Annotated in this window: 15 protein-coding genes; 6 read left to right on the forward strand and 9 right to left on the reverse strand. The window is 59.5% G+C overall.

What is annotated here, in order from left to right; translation table 11 throughout:
• Positions 1-82 precede the first annotated feature (82 nt).
• Both F8N43_RS10440 and pdxH read left to right on the forward strand, forming a co-directional pair.
• Positions 83-1174, forward strand: a complete 1092-nt coding sequence (locus tag F8N43_RS10440; RefSeq protein WP_150653722.1) for an OmpA family protein — start codon at positions 83-85, stop codon at positions 1172-1174.
• A gap of 24 nt (positions 1175-1198) precedes the next feature.
• Positions 1199-1846 carry a pyridoxamine 5'-phosphate oxidase gene (gene pdxH / locus F8N43_RS10445; RefSeq protein WP_150653723.1) on the forward strand — a complete coding sequence of 216 codons (648 nt, stop codon included), beginning with the start codon at positions 1199-1201 and terminating at the stop codon, positions 1844-1846.
• A gap of 5 nt (positions 1847-1851) precedes the next feature.
• Here the strand turns inward: pdxH and F8N43_RS10450 are convergent, their stop codons facing one another.
• Entirely contained in the window at positions 1852-2088 is a 237-nt protein-coding gene (locus F8N43_RS10450; protein ID WP_150631002.1) for a hypothetical protein, read from the reverse strand.
• 167 nt (positions 2089-2255) lie between these two features.
• Between F8N43_RS10450 and F8N43_RS10455 the strand changes: the two genes are divergently transcribed.
• Together F8N43_RS10455 and F8N43_RS10460 are read left to right on the forward strand one after the other, a co-directional pair.
• Positions 2256-2720 (forward strand): glycine zipper 2TM domain-containing protein, encoded by a 465-nt coding sequence (locus F8N43_RS10455; protein ID WP_150631001.1) that lies wholly within the window; start codon positions 2256-2258, stop codon positions 2718-2720.
• 397 nt (positions 2721-3117) lie between these two features.
• Positions 3118-4137, forward strand: a complete 1020-nt coding sequence (locus tag F8N43_RS10460; RefSeq protein WP_150653724.1) for an RHS repeat-associated core domain-containing protein — start codon at positions 3118-3120, stop codon at positions 4135-4137.
• A gap of 94 nt (positions 4138-4231) precedes the next feature.
• Here F8N43_RS10460 and nhaA read toward each other — a convergent pair whose 3' ends face one another.
• Positions 4232-5422, reverse strand: a complete 1191-nt coding sequence (gene nhaA, locus F8N43_RS10465; RefSeq protein WP_150630999.1) for a Na+/H+ antiporter NhaA — start codon at positions 5420-5422, stop codon at positions 4232-4234.
• A 236-nt stretch (positions 5423-5658) separates the two neighbouring features.
• Between nhaA and F8N43_RS10470 the strand changes: the two genes are divergently transcribed.
• Positions 5659-6756 carry a PLP-dependent cysteine synthase family protein gene (locus F8N43_RS10470; RefSeq protein ID WP_191623664.1) on the forward strand — a complete coding sequence of 366 codons (1098 nt, stop codon included), beginning with the start codon at positions 5659-5661 and terminating at the stop codon, positions 6754-6756.
• 142 nt (positions 6757-6898) lie between these two features.
• Here F8N43_RS10470 and F8N43_RS10475 read toward each other — a convergent pair whose 3' ends face one another.
• The 3 genes from F8N43_RS10475 to F8N43_RS10485 form a co-directional block, all read right to left on the reverse strand.
• Positions 6899-8512 (reverse strand): NAD(P)/FAD-dependent oxidoreductase, encoded by a 1614-nt coding sequence (locus F8N43_RS10475; RefSeq protein WP_150653725.1) that lies wholly within the window; start codon positions 8510-8512, stop codon positions 6899-6901.
• A gap of 95 nt (positions 8513-8607) precedes the next feature.
• Positions 8608-9261 carry a COG3650 family protein gene (locus F8N43_RS10480; RefSeq protein ID WP_150630996.1) on the reverse strand — a complete coding sequence of 218 codons (654 nt, stop codon included), beginning with the start codon at positions 9259-9261 and terminating at the stop codon, positions 8608-8610.
• Positions 9262-9320: 59 nt separating this feature from the next.
• The gene (locus F8N43_RS10485) at positions 9321-9920 is read right to left on the reverse strand and encodes a short chain dehydrogenase (protein ID WP_150630995.1); all 600 of its coding nucleotides are present in this window, start codon (positions 9918-9920) and stop codon (positions 9321-9323) included.
• Positions 9921-10024: 104 nt separating this feature from the next.
• Here F8N43_RS10485 and F8N43_RS10490 point away from each other — a divergent pair, with 104 nt between their 5' ends.
• Positions 10025-10933, forward strand: a complete 909-nt coding sequence (locus F8N43_RS10490; protein WP_150630994.1) for a LysR family transcriptional regulator — start codon at positions 10025-10027, stop codon at positions 10931-10933.
• 188 nt (positions 10934-11121) lie between these two features.
• Here the strand turns inward: F8N43_RS10490 and F8N43_RS10495 are convergent, their stop codons facing one another.
• Genes F8N43_RS10495 through livH form a run of 4 tightly spaced genes read right to left on the reverse strand, consistent with a single transcriptional unit; the run spans position 11122 to position 14764 of the window.
• Positions 11122-11823: an ABC transporter ATP-binding protein gene (locus F8N43_RS10495; RefSeq protein ID WP_008034381.1), complete on the reverse strand. Its 702-nt coding sequence runs from the start codon at positions 11821-11823 to the stop codon at positions 11122-11124.
• Positions 11824-12591 (reverse strand): high-affinity branched-chain amino acid ABC transporter ATP-binding protein LivG, encoded by a 768-nt coding sequence (gene livG, locus F8N43_RS10500; protein ID WP_150630993.1) that lies wholly within the window; start codon positions 12589-12591, stop codon positions 11824-11826.
• Positions 12588-13844 (reverse strand): high-affinity branched-chain amino acid ABC transporter permease LivM, encoded by a 1257-nt coding sequence (locus tag F8N43_RS10505; protein ID WP_150630992.1) that lies wholly within the window; start codon positions 13842-13844, stop codon positions 12588-12590. The genes livG and F8N43_RS10505 overlap by 4 nt, the downstream gene beginning before the upstream one ends.
• Positions 13841-14764, reverse strand: a complete 924-nt coding sequence (livH, locus tag F8N43_RS10510; RefSeq protein ID WP_150630991.1) for a high-affinity branched-chain amino acid ABC transporter permease LivH — start codon at positions 14762-14764, stop codon at positions 13841-13843. Before livH ends, F8N43_RS10505 begins: the two co-directional genes overlap by 4 nt.
• Between the last annotated feature and the right edge of the window lie 111 nt (positions 14765-14875).

Genomic DNA, 14875 nt, shown 5'->3' on the forward strand with positions numbered 1-14875 from the left:
AAGGCCTTTATGTTTTCCAAGCGTCTATTTATCCGGGTCATGCCGGCCTGATTTTTTATGACTTCATTTTTGTGGATATCCAATGTCATTCAATAAAACCACCCTCGCTTTGGCCCTGTGTGTCGCTGTTACCGGTTGTGCGCAGACTCCACAAAATGATTCGGATGGCAGCAGCTGGTGGCCGTTCGGGTCCTCCGACAAAGTCGCGGCAAAAGAGCCGGCGGCGGCACCAGCACCTGTGAAACCAGTCGCTGCGGCTCCGGTGGCCAAGGCTGAAAGCTCCAACCCTTGGTACTGGCCGTTCGGTTCCGAGGAGGTTCTGGACAAGAAGCCAGAGGTAAAACCTGAAGCCAAACCGGTCGAAGTGGCCAAGGCTGAAGCCGAGGCTGGTGGCAAGTGGTGGTGGCCGTTTGGCGGCAAAGAGCAGAGCACGGCCAAAGTCGTGCCGATGCCGGACCCTAAAGTCACTCAGGCCTGGCTCGATGATTACGAACCGCGCCTGCGCACCGCCATCAAGGACAGCAACCTGCAACTCGAGCGTCGTGAAAATGTGTTGGTGGTGACCGCGCCGGTAGAAGGCTCGTTCAACCCCGACCGTCCGGCCATGTTGCTGCCGGTAACCCTGGGGCCGTTCACTCGCGTGGCGAAAATCCTCGAAGTCGATCCGAAGACTGCCGTGCTGGTCTTGGGTCACAGTGATACCTCGGGCGCCGCACCGGCCAACGTGAAACTGAGTCAGGAACGCGCACAAGCCGTGGCGGCGATTTTCCGTCTCAGCGGTTTGCAGCGTGATCGCCTGATGCTGCGCGGCATGGGCGGCGAAGCCCCGCGTGCAGCGAACGACAGCAATGAAGGCCGTGCCTTGAACCGTCGCGTTGAACTGTTGGTGACTCCGCAAAACACCATGGTCGCGCTGCTGAGCAAATACAACATGCCAGCCCCGGCGCCGGTAAAAATGGTTGCAGCGCAGGACGTCAAGCCAGTGGCCAAGCCGGTCACGCCTGCACCTGCCGCCAAGAAAGCCAATGTGCCTGCCGCGAAAAAAGCGCCGGCCAAGAAAGCCGCCGCCAAGAAGGCCCCGGCCAAAACTGCGACGCCGGCCAAGAAGACCGCGCCGGCCAAAGCCGCAACAGCTGACAAGAAAGTCGCTGCCGCCGATGCTGTGAAAAAGTGATTCGTTAACCAAAAGGAATGCGCCATGACCCAGGGCCTGGCTGATATGCGTCGCGACTACACCCGAGATGGCCTGACCGAGGCACAAGCCCCGGCCGAGCCGTTCGCGCTGTTCCATCAGTGGTTTGCCGACGCGGTGAAAACCGAGCAGGCGCCGGTGGAGGCTAACGCCATGACTCTGGCGACCGTCGATCAGGACGGTCGACCGCATTGCCGCATTCTGCTGCTCAAGGGGCTGGACGCGCAGGGCTTCACGTTTTTCACCAACTATGACAGCGCCAAGGGTCAGCATCTGGCCGCGAATCCGTTCGCGGCCATGACCTTTTTCTGGCCGGCTCTGGAGCGCCAGGTGCGTATCGAAGGTCGGGTGGTGAAGGTCACGCCTGAAGAGTCCGACGCCTATTTTCAGGTCCGGCCATTGGGCAGCCGTCTCGGTGCCTGGGCTTCACCGCAAAGCCGCGTGATCGCCGATCGCGCCGAACTGGAAGCGCTGCTCAAGAACACCGAGCAACGTTTCAGCGATACACAGCCTCATTGCCCTGAGCATTGGGGCGGTTATCGCCTGTTGCCTGAGCGCATCGAATTCTGGCAGGGCCGTTCGAGCCGCCTGCACGATCGCCTCAACTACCGCTCGCAGGACGCCGACTGGATTCTTGAACGACTGGCACCCTAAGCAGTCTACCGACCGGGATAGCCTGCCGCAGCAGCCTCAAGCCACTGTTGCAGGTCCCGACGCTTGATCTTCTGCGCTTGAGCGTTCGCCAGTTGCTGGAGCATGTAGGCTTTTTTGTGCTCATCGCTTCCCGCCAGAGCTAACGCCAGATCGCGGTCCATCCAGCGTTTGATCCGTACGTACAACCACCCATGGAAGTACAGGCCGGCGACAGTGGTGACGACAATGATGAAGTAATCCATGAAAATCCTTGGGCCAGTGGCGCAGATCTCGTATTTGTCGCTACTGTGTGTTGAGTGTGAAGAGGCCCCTGTACCGGGCCTGAATCAAACCAATATTATCCGGGCAACGTCGTGACACGCGTCAAGCTGCGGAGTTTAATGGCTACCTGTCCTTTGGAGTTGATGCTATGCGTAAGTCTGTTCTGCTGGTTGCTTCCTTTTCTACCATGGCGATGTTGCTCACTGGCTGCCAATCGAGCTTGACCGGTGACTCCTATTCCCGTGACGAAGCGCGTCGTGTGCAGACCGTTCGCATGGGCACCATCGAATCCCTGCGTCCGGTGAAAATCGAAGGCACCAAAACCCCGATCGGCGGCCTCGCCGGTGCAGCGGTGGGCGGCGTTGGTGGTAGCGCCATCGGCGGCGGTCGCGGCAGCATCGTCGCAGCGGTCATCGGCGCCGTTGCCGGCGGCCTGCTGGGTTCGGCCACCGAAGAAGGCCTGACCCGCACTCAAGGTGTGGAAATCACCGTTCGCGAAGACGACGGCAGCATGCGCGCCTACGTGCAGCAGGTTCAGGAAAATGAAGTGTTCCGTGTGGGCGAGCGGGTGCGGATTGCTACTGTTGATGGTACGAGCCGCGTTTCGCACTAAGCGGAGTGGTAACAAGGAAAACCCCGATCAGGTGACTGGTCGGGGTTTTTATTTGGTTCTTCATGGCGTTTCGAAGGAATACGGAAATGCCGATTTGATCGGGTGCATATCCGTTTCTGCGGTTACGGCTGCTGACAGTTCCGCTTTTGCAGCGGGTCACTTGGAAAAACGGAACGCCGCCCGGCCCCGAACGTGGCAAATCGTGGCTGCAGGACGGATCCTGAATGTCGTTAAGCGTGTTCTCTATCACTCAAGATGGCCGCGCGGTGCGCTTGCGACTCGCGGCCTTCGTCACCGCATAACCGATTAATGCCGCGCTATCAGTTCTGTTAGTAGGCAGCTTCGGTGAATCGCGTAATAGTCGAACAACTACAACGGATGGTTAGCGGGGTGAATCATGCCGCCAAAACGTGCAACGTTGCTCTGCCGCTATCAGTACGATCCATTGGATCGCTTAACCACATGCACACTGTCGGTCGCCCAAGGCGTTCAGCGATTCTATCTGGAGAATCGCTTGGTCACGGAGGTTGAAGGCCAATTGCAGTGGTCAATCTTCCAGTACCAGGATCAGTTGCTGGGGCAACTTGCGCGTTACAACGGAGCAGTCGGTGCCACTTTGCTTGCCACCGATCAACAGCGCTCGGCGTTGAATGCACTTGGCGCAAAGCGGCAATCGAATTCGTTCGCCTACTCCCCGTATGGCCACCGACTGTTGGAGGGCGGGTTGCCGGGGTTGCCGGGTTTTACCGGTGAAAAGCCGGACCCGGTGACCGGACACTATTTACTGGGCAATGGCTACCGGGGGTTCAACGCGGTCTTGATGCGGTTCAATAGCCCGGATAGTTTGAGCCCGTTTGGCGAGGGTGGGATGAATGCATACGCCTATTGCTCGGGCGATCCAGTGAATCGCGAGGATCGTACGGGACATGTTTGGGGATTTCTGAAGAAAGCGCTTAGAGCTTTAGGCTTTAAAATAAAATCGAAGGGGCCGCCGGTTTCAATGCCAAAGTCTTCCGTTACTCAGGTTGGGGAGCCACATCGGATTTTAGAACAAGCCGGGTTGCTCACAGAGCCAATTGCTCCCACGCCATTTCCTCATGGGATTAGCGTTCGAGACGTCCCCCATTTACAGATACGATTAAAAGAAGTCGCCTATAACAACGCTAGATCTTCGAGTGCGAGATCCTCACACACTATTACGGTTGCGAATGAGCGAGGAGAGTTTGTTGCAAACTATCCGATTAGTGATAGGGACCGTATTCTAATTAAATTGTCGATTTCAACATTTCCAGCCCCGTCCACTCTCTTGGAAAAGTCAGAGGTTCTCAAGGGGAAGTCAGCGTTTATCAGGAAGCTGGTTTGGCGTGACCAACAGTTTCCGCCAGGCTGGACTTTCCAGCGCTTGGAGGATCTGTAATTGAGTTGTTTTCCCCATACTTTTCATCCGTTGGCAGCCCTTTGACAGGGCTGCCCGATGGTTATAAGTGGGGATAAAGGGGCAAGCTTCCCTGTTATGCGTTTTGCCCGGCAATACTCTTGCGACTCGCCGCCGCCGTCACCGCATAGCCAATCAACGCTGCCAGTATCGAACCGGTCAAAATCCCCATCCGGTCCATCCCGGCGTACTCACTGGCGCCCGGCACAAACGCCAGGGAACCGACAAACAAACTCATGGTGAATCCAATCCCGCAGAGGATTGCCACGCCCAGCACCTGGCCCCAATTGGCGCCTTGGGGCAGGGCGGCGATGCCGATTTTCACGGCCAGCCAGGTCAGGCCGAACACGCCAAGCGTCTTGCCCAGCAGCAGGCCGACCGCGATACCCATCGGTACGTGATGGGTGAAGCTTTCGACGGTCACGCCGCTCAGGGACAGGCCGGCGTTGGCGAAGGCAAATAGCGGCAGGATGCCGTAGGCCACCCACGGGTGCAGTGCGTGTTCCAGCGTCAGCAGCGGCGACGGTTCGGCGTTTTTCGTGCGCAGCGGGATGCAGAAGGCCAGGGTTACGCCGGCCAGCGTGGCGTGGACACCACTCTTGAGCACGCACACCCACAGGATCAAACCGATGATCATGTACGGCCCGAGCTTGACCACGCCGAGCCGGTTCATCGCGATCAGCGCCACGATGCAGGCCGCCGCGAGCGCTAGGGACAGGGTCGACAGGGTGCCAGAATAGAAGATTGCGATGACGATGATGGCGCCGAGGTCGTCGATGATTGCCAGGGTCATCAGGAACAGCTTCAGCGACACCGGCACGCGTTTGCCCAGCAGGGCCAGGACGCCGAGGGCGAAGGCGATGTCGGTGGCCATCGGGATGGCCCAGCCGGCGAGCGCAGCCGGATTGTCACGGTTGAAGAACCAGTAGACCAGCGCCGGCACGACCATGCCGCCAATCGCCGCGGCACCGGGCAGGACCACTTGTGAAGGCTTCGACAGTTGACCGTCGAGGACTTCGCGCTTCACTTCCAGGCCGATCAGCAGGAAGAACAAGGCCATCAGGCCGTCGTTGATCCACAGCAGTGCCGGTTTGGCGATTTGCAGCGCGCCGACCTGAGCCACCACAGGGGTGTCCAGAAAGCTGCTGTAGAGCCACGACAGCGGGGAGTTGTTGATGATCAAAGCCAGGGCTGCTGCGGCGATCAGTAACAGACCGCTGGCAGCTTCCAACTGAAAGAAACGCGTGAAAGTGCTACGCAGAGGCAAGGTCGCTCTCCATCGAATAATCAAAAAGGTGGCACACCCTAACCCGTACCGTTAGTTGTTAAAACAAAAGTTATATTCTTTTTTGTTATATGCCGTTACAGCGCGAAAGGTCGGCACGGACCTGAGCCTAGCAGTTGTCGGACGTATTGAACCTCAGCTGTATCTGTGCGGGATGTCGGATTTTTCCTAAGCTTGTGGGCTGAGCCTTGTGACAAGGCCGACTCAACGAGAAAACCATCATGAGCGACAACCGACAGTGGGCCCGGGAAGCCATCCGGATCATCGAAGCGGATTTCCAGCGCAGCGCCGACACCCACCTGATTCCTTTGCCGCTGCCGGGGTTGCCGGGCATCGAGTTGTATTTCAAGGATGAGTCGAGCCACCCCACGGGCAGCCTGAAACATCGCCTCGCGCGTTCGTTGTTCCTCTATGCGTTGTGTAACGGCTGGCTCAAACCCGGTGCGCCGGTGATCGAGGCGTCCAGCGGTTCCACGGCGATTTCCGAGGCGTACTTCGCCCGTTTGCTGGGCCTGCCGTTTATTGCGGTGATGCCGGCCAGCACCTCCAAAGAGAAGATCGCGCAAATCGAGTTCTACGGTGGCAAGAGCCATCTGGTGGACGACCCGACGCAGATCTACGCCGAATCCGAGCGCCTGGCACGCGAGCACGACGGGCACTTCATCGATCAGTTCACCTACGCCGAGCGCGCCACCGACTGGCGGGCGAACAACAACATTGCCGAATCGATCTTCCATCAGATGCGCTTCGAGCAGCACCCCGAGCCGAGCTGGCTGATTTCCAGCCCTGGCACCGGCGGCACCACCGCGACCCTCGGCCGTTACGTGCGTTATCGCCAGCATTGCACCCGCGTGCTGTGTGCCGATGCCGAGCGTTCGGTGTTTTTCGATTACTACCTGACTGGCGATGCCAGCCTGCGCCTGGATCACGGTTCGCGGATCGAAGGCATCGGTCGGCCACGGGTCGAGGCATCGTTCCTCCCGAAGGTGATTGATGCGATGGTCAAGGTGCCGGACGCTCTGTCACTGGCTGCCATGCACTACCTGGCGCAACGCTTGGGACGGCGTGTGGGCGGGTCGAGCGGGACGAATCTGATCGGCGCGTTGATGGCGGCCCAACAGATGGTGGCAGCAGGGGAAGCGGGGTCGATCGTGGCGATTCTGTGCGATGGCGGCGAGCGATATGAGACGAGTTATTACGATCAGGCTTGGCTCAAGGCTCAAGGGTATGAGTTGAGTGGGTTGATGGATAGCGTGGCGGCGAGTGTCGAGCGGGGTGAGCCATTGCCGGCGACCGTGCTGCGCGCCAATATCTAGATCGTTCAGACGCTGAAATCCTTGTGGGAGCCGGGCTTGCCCGCGATGACGGATTCAAATTCAACGGAGATGTTGACTGAGCCACCGCCATTGCGGGCAAGCCAGCTCCCACAGGGTTCTGCATTGTTTCAGAAATTGCCCGTCAGGCTTCGAGGCCGAGGATGTCGCGAGCGACGGCTTCCGCGATGCGAATCCCGTCCACCCCTGCCGACAGAATCCCGCCCGCATAACCCGCGCCTTCACCCGCCGGGAACAAGCCCTTCACGTTCAAACTCTGCATCGACTCGTTACGGGTAATCCGCAGCGGCGACGATGTACGCGTTTCGATCCCGGTCAACACCGCATCATGCAGCGAGTAGCCACGAATCTGCTTCTCGAACGCCGGCAAGGCTTCGCGAATCGCCTCAATGGCGAACGCCGGCAAGGCCAGCGCCAGATCACCCAGGGCAACACCAGGTTTGTAGGACGGTTCAACGCTGCCCAGCTCGGTGGACGGTTTGCCAGCAATGAAATCGCCAACAAGTTGCGCCGGCGCTTCGTAGTTGCTGCCGCCCAGCACAAAGGCGTGGGATTCCAGGCGTTCCTGCAACTCGATACCGGCCAGTGGGCCGCCCGGATAATCGACTTCCGGGGTGATGCCGACGACGATTCCGGAGTTGGCGTTACGCTCGTTCCGCGAGTACTGGCTCATGCCGTTGGTGACCACGCGGCCCGGCTCGGAGGTGGCCGCTACCACCGTGCCGCCCGGGCACATGCAGAAGCTGTAGACCGAGCGACCGTTCTTGGCGTGGTGCACCAGTTTGTAGTCGGCGGCACCCAGTTTCGGGTGGCCGGCATACTTGCCGAGGCGCGCGCGGTCGATCAACGACTGCGGGTGTTCGATGCGGAAACCCACCGAGAACGGCTTGGCTTCCATGAATACGCCACGACCGTGGAGCATGCGGAAGGTGTCGCGGGCGCTGTGGCCGAGGGCCAGAATCACGTGTTTCGAATGGATCTGTTCGCCGCCGTTGAGCTCGACACCGACCAGTTGGCCGTCCTCGATCAACACGTCGGTGACGCGCTGCTGGAAGCGTACTTCGCCGCCGAGTGCGCGAATCTGCTCACGCATGTTTTCCACAACGCCGGTCAGACGGAACGTACCGATGTGCGGTTTGCTGACGTAGAGGATTTCTTCCGGCGCGCCCGCTTTGACGAATTCATGCAGGACTTTGCGACCGATGAATTTCGGGTCCTTGATCTGGCTGTAGAGCTTGCCATCGGAGAATGTCCCCGCGCCGCCCTCACCAAATTGCACGTTGGACTCGGGGTTGAGCACGCTTTTGCGCCACAGGCCCCAAGTGTCCTTGGTGCGCTGGCGCACTTCGGTGCCGCGCTCGAGGATGATCGGCTTGAAGCCCATCTGTGCCAGCAGCAGCCCGGCGAAAATCCCGCACGGACCGAAACCGACCACGACCGGGCGTTGCTGCAGATCAGCCGGCGCCTGGCCGACCACTTTGTAGCTGACATCCGGCGCGACGTTGACGTTTCGGTCGTCGGCGAACGTGTGCAGCAACGCCGCCTCATCCTTCGCCGTGAGGTCGATGGTGTAGATGAAGCACAGTTCGGAGGATTTTTTGCGCGCATCGTAGCTGCGCTTGAACAAGGTGAAATCGAGCAGGTCATCACTGGCGATGCCCAGGCGCTGCACGATGGCAGGGCGCAGGTCTTCTTCGGGATGGTCGATCGGCAGCTTGAGTTCAGTGATTCGTAACATGACGGGATCCGGTTCGCGGGGCGCACAACTGCGCCAAGGCGTTTGAAGGCGGCGATTATAAGCCCCAAAAGCCGAGTCCCGTGAGGCTTAAACGATCAGTCGTCGCGCGATCCGCCGAAATACCCGCAGCCACGTTGAACCTGGCCATCGATGCGCAATTCGGCGCTCATGTGCTGAACACTGCCGGTGCTGCTGTCGACGCAACGTTGCGGCGCGACCCACAGTTCGATGCGCTGGTTGTTGGCTTCGGTGCTGAGGTTGAAGCGGCCATCACCCAGTTGCTCTTCAACGTAAGGCAAGGCCAGGGGTGGTTGACCCGCACGGTCGATGACCATGCCTTTGCCACTGACTTTCACGTTCCACTCCGGACCATGGCCGGCGGCGCGCAGGATCAGCAGTTTGAAATTCGGATCGTCGCACGCGGTGCCCGAGCGTTCGACGCGGTACAACTGCGCAAGGTCCAGGCGGCTGCCCTCGATCCGGCCACGCACGTCGGCGAACAGCTTGCCCTGGGCATCGGCCAGGCTCGCGGCCTCTTGCAGGACGCTGGTGCCGCCGGTGTCGTTGACCACGAAACTGCGCTGTTCATTGCATGGCTGGAACAACAGCTTGCCGTCGGCCGCCGTCAATTGACCCTGCATTCGGGTCTGGCCCACGTGGGAAGCACTTTCACGCGGGCCATCGAGCAACTGGCAGGCGGCGAACAGCGGAAGCAGGGCAACAAGGACTAAGGAACGGGCAACACGCATCTTTGGCTCTCCAGACAAGTGCCGCCACGTTACTCAGCCTGACCGTTCATCACAAGGGCTCAGCCCACATGAAAGGTCTGACCGGTTTGCAGGCCTTCGACGCTTTTGGCGTAGGCCAGTGCCACATCGACGGCCGGAACCGGTTTGTAGCCGCGGAAGTACGGCGCGTATTTGCCCATGGCTTCGAGCAGCACGTTCGGGCTTACCGAGTTCACCCGCAGGCCGCGCGGCAGTTCGATCGCGGCGGCACGCACGAAACTGTCGATAGCACCGTTAACCAGTGCTGCCGACGCACCGCTGCGAATCGGGTCGTGGCTGAGCACGCCGGTGGTGAAGGTGAACGACGCACCGTCATTGGCGAATTCGCGGCCGATCAGCAGCAGATTGACTTGGCCCATCAGTTTGTCTTTCAGGCCCAGGGCGAAACTGTCTTCGGTCATTTCGCCCAGCGGTGCGAAGGTCACGTTGCCCGCGGCGCAGACCAGCGCGTCGAACTTGCCGGTCTGTTCGAACAGTTTGCGAATCGAGGCGCTGTCGCTGATATCCACCTGCAAATCGCCGCTGTTGCGACCGATGCGGATGATCTCGTGACGCTCGGACAATTCCTTGTCGATCGCCGAACCGATGGTGCCGCCAGCGCCAATCAAAAGAATTTTCATGCTGTTTATCCTCATGTGTTTGAAAGTGGCTTCAGTCTAGAGTGGTTTTTTCTGCGGATAAGCGCGCTAATAGGCAACCTTTGGTTTTCAAATGGAAACAATCCATGAGCGAGATGGATGACCTGGCGGCGTTTGCGGTGTTGATCGAAGCGGGCAGCTTCACCTTGGCGGCGCAGCAACTGGGTTGCAGCAAAGGCCAGTTGTCCAAGCGCATCAGCCTGTTGGAGACGCGGTTTTCGGTGGTGCTGCTGCAACGCACCACCCGCCGCTTGAGCCTGACGGCGGCAGGAGCGGCGCTGTTGCCGCAAGCCCAGGCGTTGGTGGTGCAAGTGGAACGGGCGCGTCAGGCATTGGCGCGATTGAAAGACGATATGGCAGGGCCGGTGCGTATGACGGTTCCGGTATCCCTGGGAGAAACGTTCTTCGATGGGTTGTTGCTGGAGTTTTCCCACAAGTACCCGCAGGTGCAAATCGAACTCGACCTCAGCAACAATTACCGTGATTTGTCCCGCGACGGTTTCGATCTGGCGGTGCGCTCCGACGTCGGCAATGACGAGCGTCTGGTGGCGCGACCGCTGTTGGCCTGGCACGAGATGACCTGCGCCAGCCCGGCCTACCTTGAGCAATACGGCGAACCATTGACACCGCATGCACTCGCGGAACACCGCTGTTTACTCAACAGCCACTACAGCGGTCGCGAAGAATGGCTGTATCACCAGCAACACGAGTTGTTGCGGGTTCGCGTATCGGGACCGTTCGCCAGCAATCACTACAGCCTGCTAAAAAAAGCCGCACTGGCGGGGGCCGGTATTGCGCGTCTGCCGTCCTACCTACTGCAAACGGAATTGGCTGACGGCCGTTTGCGCTGGCTCCTGCGCGATTATCAGACGCGTCGCATGCCGATGTACCTGGTGCATCCGTATCAGGGTGGGTTGCCCAAGCGCACGCAGGTGTTGGCGGATTATTTGATTGGCTGGTTCAAGCGCAGTGGGGAGGCGCTGGATCGGCTTTAACTGACACGACCACAAACCCTGTGGGAGCGAGCCTGCTCGCGATAGCGGAGTATCAGCCAACATCAATGCTGAATATGAAACCGCTATCGCGAGCAGGCTCGCTCCCACAGGGGATTTTGATTGTTCTGGGGATTGTGTACAGGCATAAAAAAACGGCCCGAAGGCCGTTTTCTGTTTATCACGAAGGCTTAACCACCGAGGTACGCTTCGCGCACTTTCGGGTCGGTCAGCAGCGCTTCACCGGTGCCTTGCATCACCACGCGGCCGTTCTCCAGAACGTACGCGCGGTCAGCGATTTTCAGCGCCTGGTTGGCGTTCTGCTCGACCAGGAACACCGTCACACCGTCCTTGCGCAACTGTTCGATGATGTCGAAAATCTGCTGGATGATGATGGGCGCCAGACCCAGCGAAGGCTCGTCGAGCAGCAACAGCTTGGGCTTGCTCATCAGCGCACGGCCGATCGCGAGCATTTGCTGTTCGCCGCCGGACATGGTGCCGCCGCGCTGGTTGAAGCGCTCTTTCAGGCGTGGGAAAAGTCCGAGGACCTTGTCCATCTGTTCCTGGTAATCGCCCTTTTCAGTGAAGAAACCGCCCATGGAGAGGTTTTCTTCCACGGTCAGACGGGCAAACACCCGACGACCTTCCGGCACGACGGCGATGCTTTTACGCATGATCTGCGACGAACTCTGGCCGACGAGCTCTTCGCCCATGTAGCGGATGCTGCCGCTGTGGGCTTGCGGCGAACCGCAAAGGGTCATCAGCAGGGTCGACTTGCCAGCGCCGTTGGCACCGATCAGGGTCACGATCTCGCCCTGACGGACTTCGACGTTGACGCTGTGCAGCGCCTGGATCTTGCCGTAGAAGGTGGAAACGTTTTCGAATTGCAGCATTTACGCTTCCCCCAGATAGGCTTTGATCACTTCAGGATTGTCGCGGATCTGATCCGGCGTGCCGTTGGCCAGGGGCGTGCCCTGGTTGATCACGACGATGTGGTCGGAAATGCTCATGACCAGCTTCATGTCGTGTTCGATCAGCAGCACGGTGACGTTGTGCTCTTCACGCAGCATGCCGATCAGCGCCTTGAGATCCTCGGTTTCCTTCGGGTTCAGGCCGGCAGCCGGTTCGTCGAGCATGAGGATCCGCGGACGGGTCATCATGCAGCGAGCGATTTCCAGGCGACGTTGCTGACCGTAGGCCAGGGTGCCGGCCGGACGGTTGGCGAACTGCGTAAGGTTGACCTTGTCCAGCCAGTACTCGGCGAACTCCATGGCCTCGCGCTCGCTTTTGCGGAACGACGGGGTCTTGAACAGGCCGGAGAGGAAGTTGGTGTTCAGGTGACGGTGCTGGGCGATCAAGAGGTTCTCGACCGCGGTCATGTCCTTGAACAAACGCACGTTCTGGAAAGTCCGCACCACGCCTTTGAGGGCGATCTTGTGGCCCGGCAAGCCTTCGATCGGCTCGCCGTCCAGCAGGATGCTGCCGCCACTCGGTTTGTAGAAACCGGTCAGGCAGTTGAACACGGTGGTCTTGCCGGCGCCGTTGGGGCCGATCAGCGCAACCACCTGCTTTTCCTTCACGGTCAGGGCCACGCCGTTGACCGCCAGCAAGCCGCCGAAGCGCATGCTCAGATTTTCAACTTTAAGGATCTCGCGGCTCATTTGCGCAGCTCCATGTGAGGACGTTGCATGGGCAGCAGGCCTTGAGGTCGCCAAATCATCATCAGCACCATCAAGGCGCCGAACATCAACATGCGGTATTCACTGAACTCTCGCATCATTTCCGGCAACAGGATCATCACCACGGCCGCGAGGATCACGCCCAGCTGCGAGCCCATGCCACCCAACACGACGATGGCGAGAATGATCGCCGACTCGATGAAGGTGAAGGACTCCGGCGTCACCAACCCCTGACGTGCAGCGAAGAAGCTGCCGGCGAAACCGGCGAAGGCGGCGCCCAGGGTGAAGGCCGACAACTTGATGACCGTAGGATTGAGACCCAGTGCACGACAGGCGATTTCGTCTTCACGCAACGCTTCCCACGCGCGACCGATCGGCATGCGCAGCAAACGGTTGATCACGAACAGCGCACCGAGGGCCAGCAACAGCGCAACCAGGTAGAGGAAAATCACCTTGTTGATCGAGTTGTATTCCAGGCCGAAGTACTCGTGGAACGTCTGCATGCCTTCGGCTGCTTTACGTTCGAAGGTCAGGCCGAAGAACGTAGGCTTCTCGATGTTGCTGATGCCGTTCGGACCACCGGTGAGACCGGTCAGGTTACGCAGGAACAGACGGATGATTTCACCGAAGCCCAGGGTCACGATCGCCAGGTAGTCGCCGCGCAGACGCAGGACCGGGAAGCCGAGCAGGAAGCCGAACGTGGCCGCCATCAGGCCGGCGATCGGCAGGCAGATCCAGAAGCTCAGACCGTAGTAATGCGACAGCAGCGCATAACTGTAGGCGCCGACGGCATAAAAGCCTACGTAACCGAGGTCGAGCAGACCGGCCAGGCCGACCACGATGTTCAGGCCCAGGCCGAGCATCACGTAGATCAGCACCAGGGTCGCAATATCCACCGCGCCGCGAGAACCGAAGAACGGCCAGACCAGCGCGCCAGCGATCAACGCGATGATGAACCAGCGCTGGGTGCTCGGCAGGGTCAGGAAGTTACTGGCCTTGGCCGGAACCAGCGGCATGTTGGGCGAAGAACGCCAGGCCGAACTGATCTGTTGATCGAACAGCACGCGCAGGAACATCAGCACCGAACACACGGCGATGGTGATCAGCGTGGCATTGCTGGTGCCGTGGACTTCGAGGTTGATGCCGACAATGGTCAGTTTCAGACCGAGCACCGGGTAGGCCACCGCCCACACCAGCAAGGCGCTGAACAACGCCTGTTTAAGATTCCTAGTCATACTTTCTCAACCTCCGGACGGCCCAACAGGCCGGTTGGCCGGAACAACAACACCAGAACCAATAGACCGAACGCCACAACGTCCTTGTACTGGTCGCCGAAGATATCGGCACCGAAGGCTTCCGCTACCCCAAGCACCAACCCGCCGAGCATGGCGCCGGGAATGCTGCCAATACCGCCCAGTACCGCTGCGGTGAAGGCCTTGAGGCCGACGAGGAAACCGGCGTTCGGGTTGATCACGCCGTATTGCATGCTCAGCAGCACGGCCGCGATGGCCGCCAGCGCGGCACCGATGACGAAGGTCAGGGCGATGATGTTGTTGGTGTTGATACCCAGCAGGTTGGCCATCTTGATGTCTTCGGCGCAGGCGCGGCAGGCGCGACCCAGGCGAGAGCGGGAGATGAACAGCGTCAGGCCGAGCATGGCGACGAGGGTCACCACGAACACCACGATTTGCATGTAGGAAATCAGCACTTCATGTGCGCCACCTGGCCCGAAGGCAATGTTGCCTGGAATCAGGTTGGGGATGGATTTGTCCTTGGAGTCCTGGGCCAGCAGAACCGTGTTCTGCAGGAAGATCGACATGCCGATGGCGGAAATCAGCGGGATCAGACGGTTGCTGCCGCGCAAGGGGCGGTAAGCGATCCGTTCGATGCTGTAGCCGTAGGCACTGGTCACGACGATGGTCGCCAGGAAAGCGGCGGTCATCAACAGCGGAACACTGTCGAGTCCCATCATGGTCAGCCCGGCGATGGCGATGAACGCCACGTAGGAACCGATCATGTACACCTCGCCGTGGGCGAAGTTGATCATTCCAATGATGCCGTAAACCATCGTATAGCCGATGGCGATCAGGGCATACGTGCTGCCAATGGTCAGACCATTAACCAGCTGTTGGAAAAAGTGATAGAGGTCAGGCATTACTGCGCTCCTAAAAACCTGATACGCATTTCACTGGTGGAGTCATTTTCCCGCTCGAGCCCCGTGGATCTGCATCCACTTCGAACGCGAGGTTTGCCAGCGAACCGCTGA

This window comes from Pseudomonas fluorescens, from assembly GCF_902498065.1.
Lineage (GTDB): Bacteria > Pseudomonadota > Gammaproteobacteria > Pseudomonadales > Pseudomonadaceae > Aquipseudomonas > Aquipseudomonas fluorescens_BJ.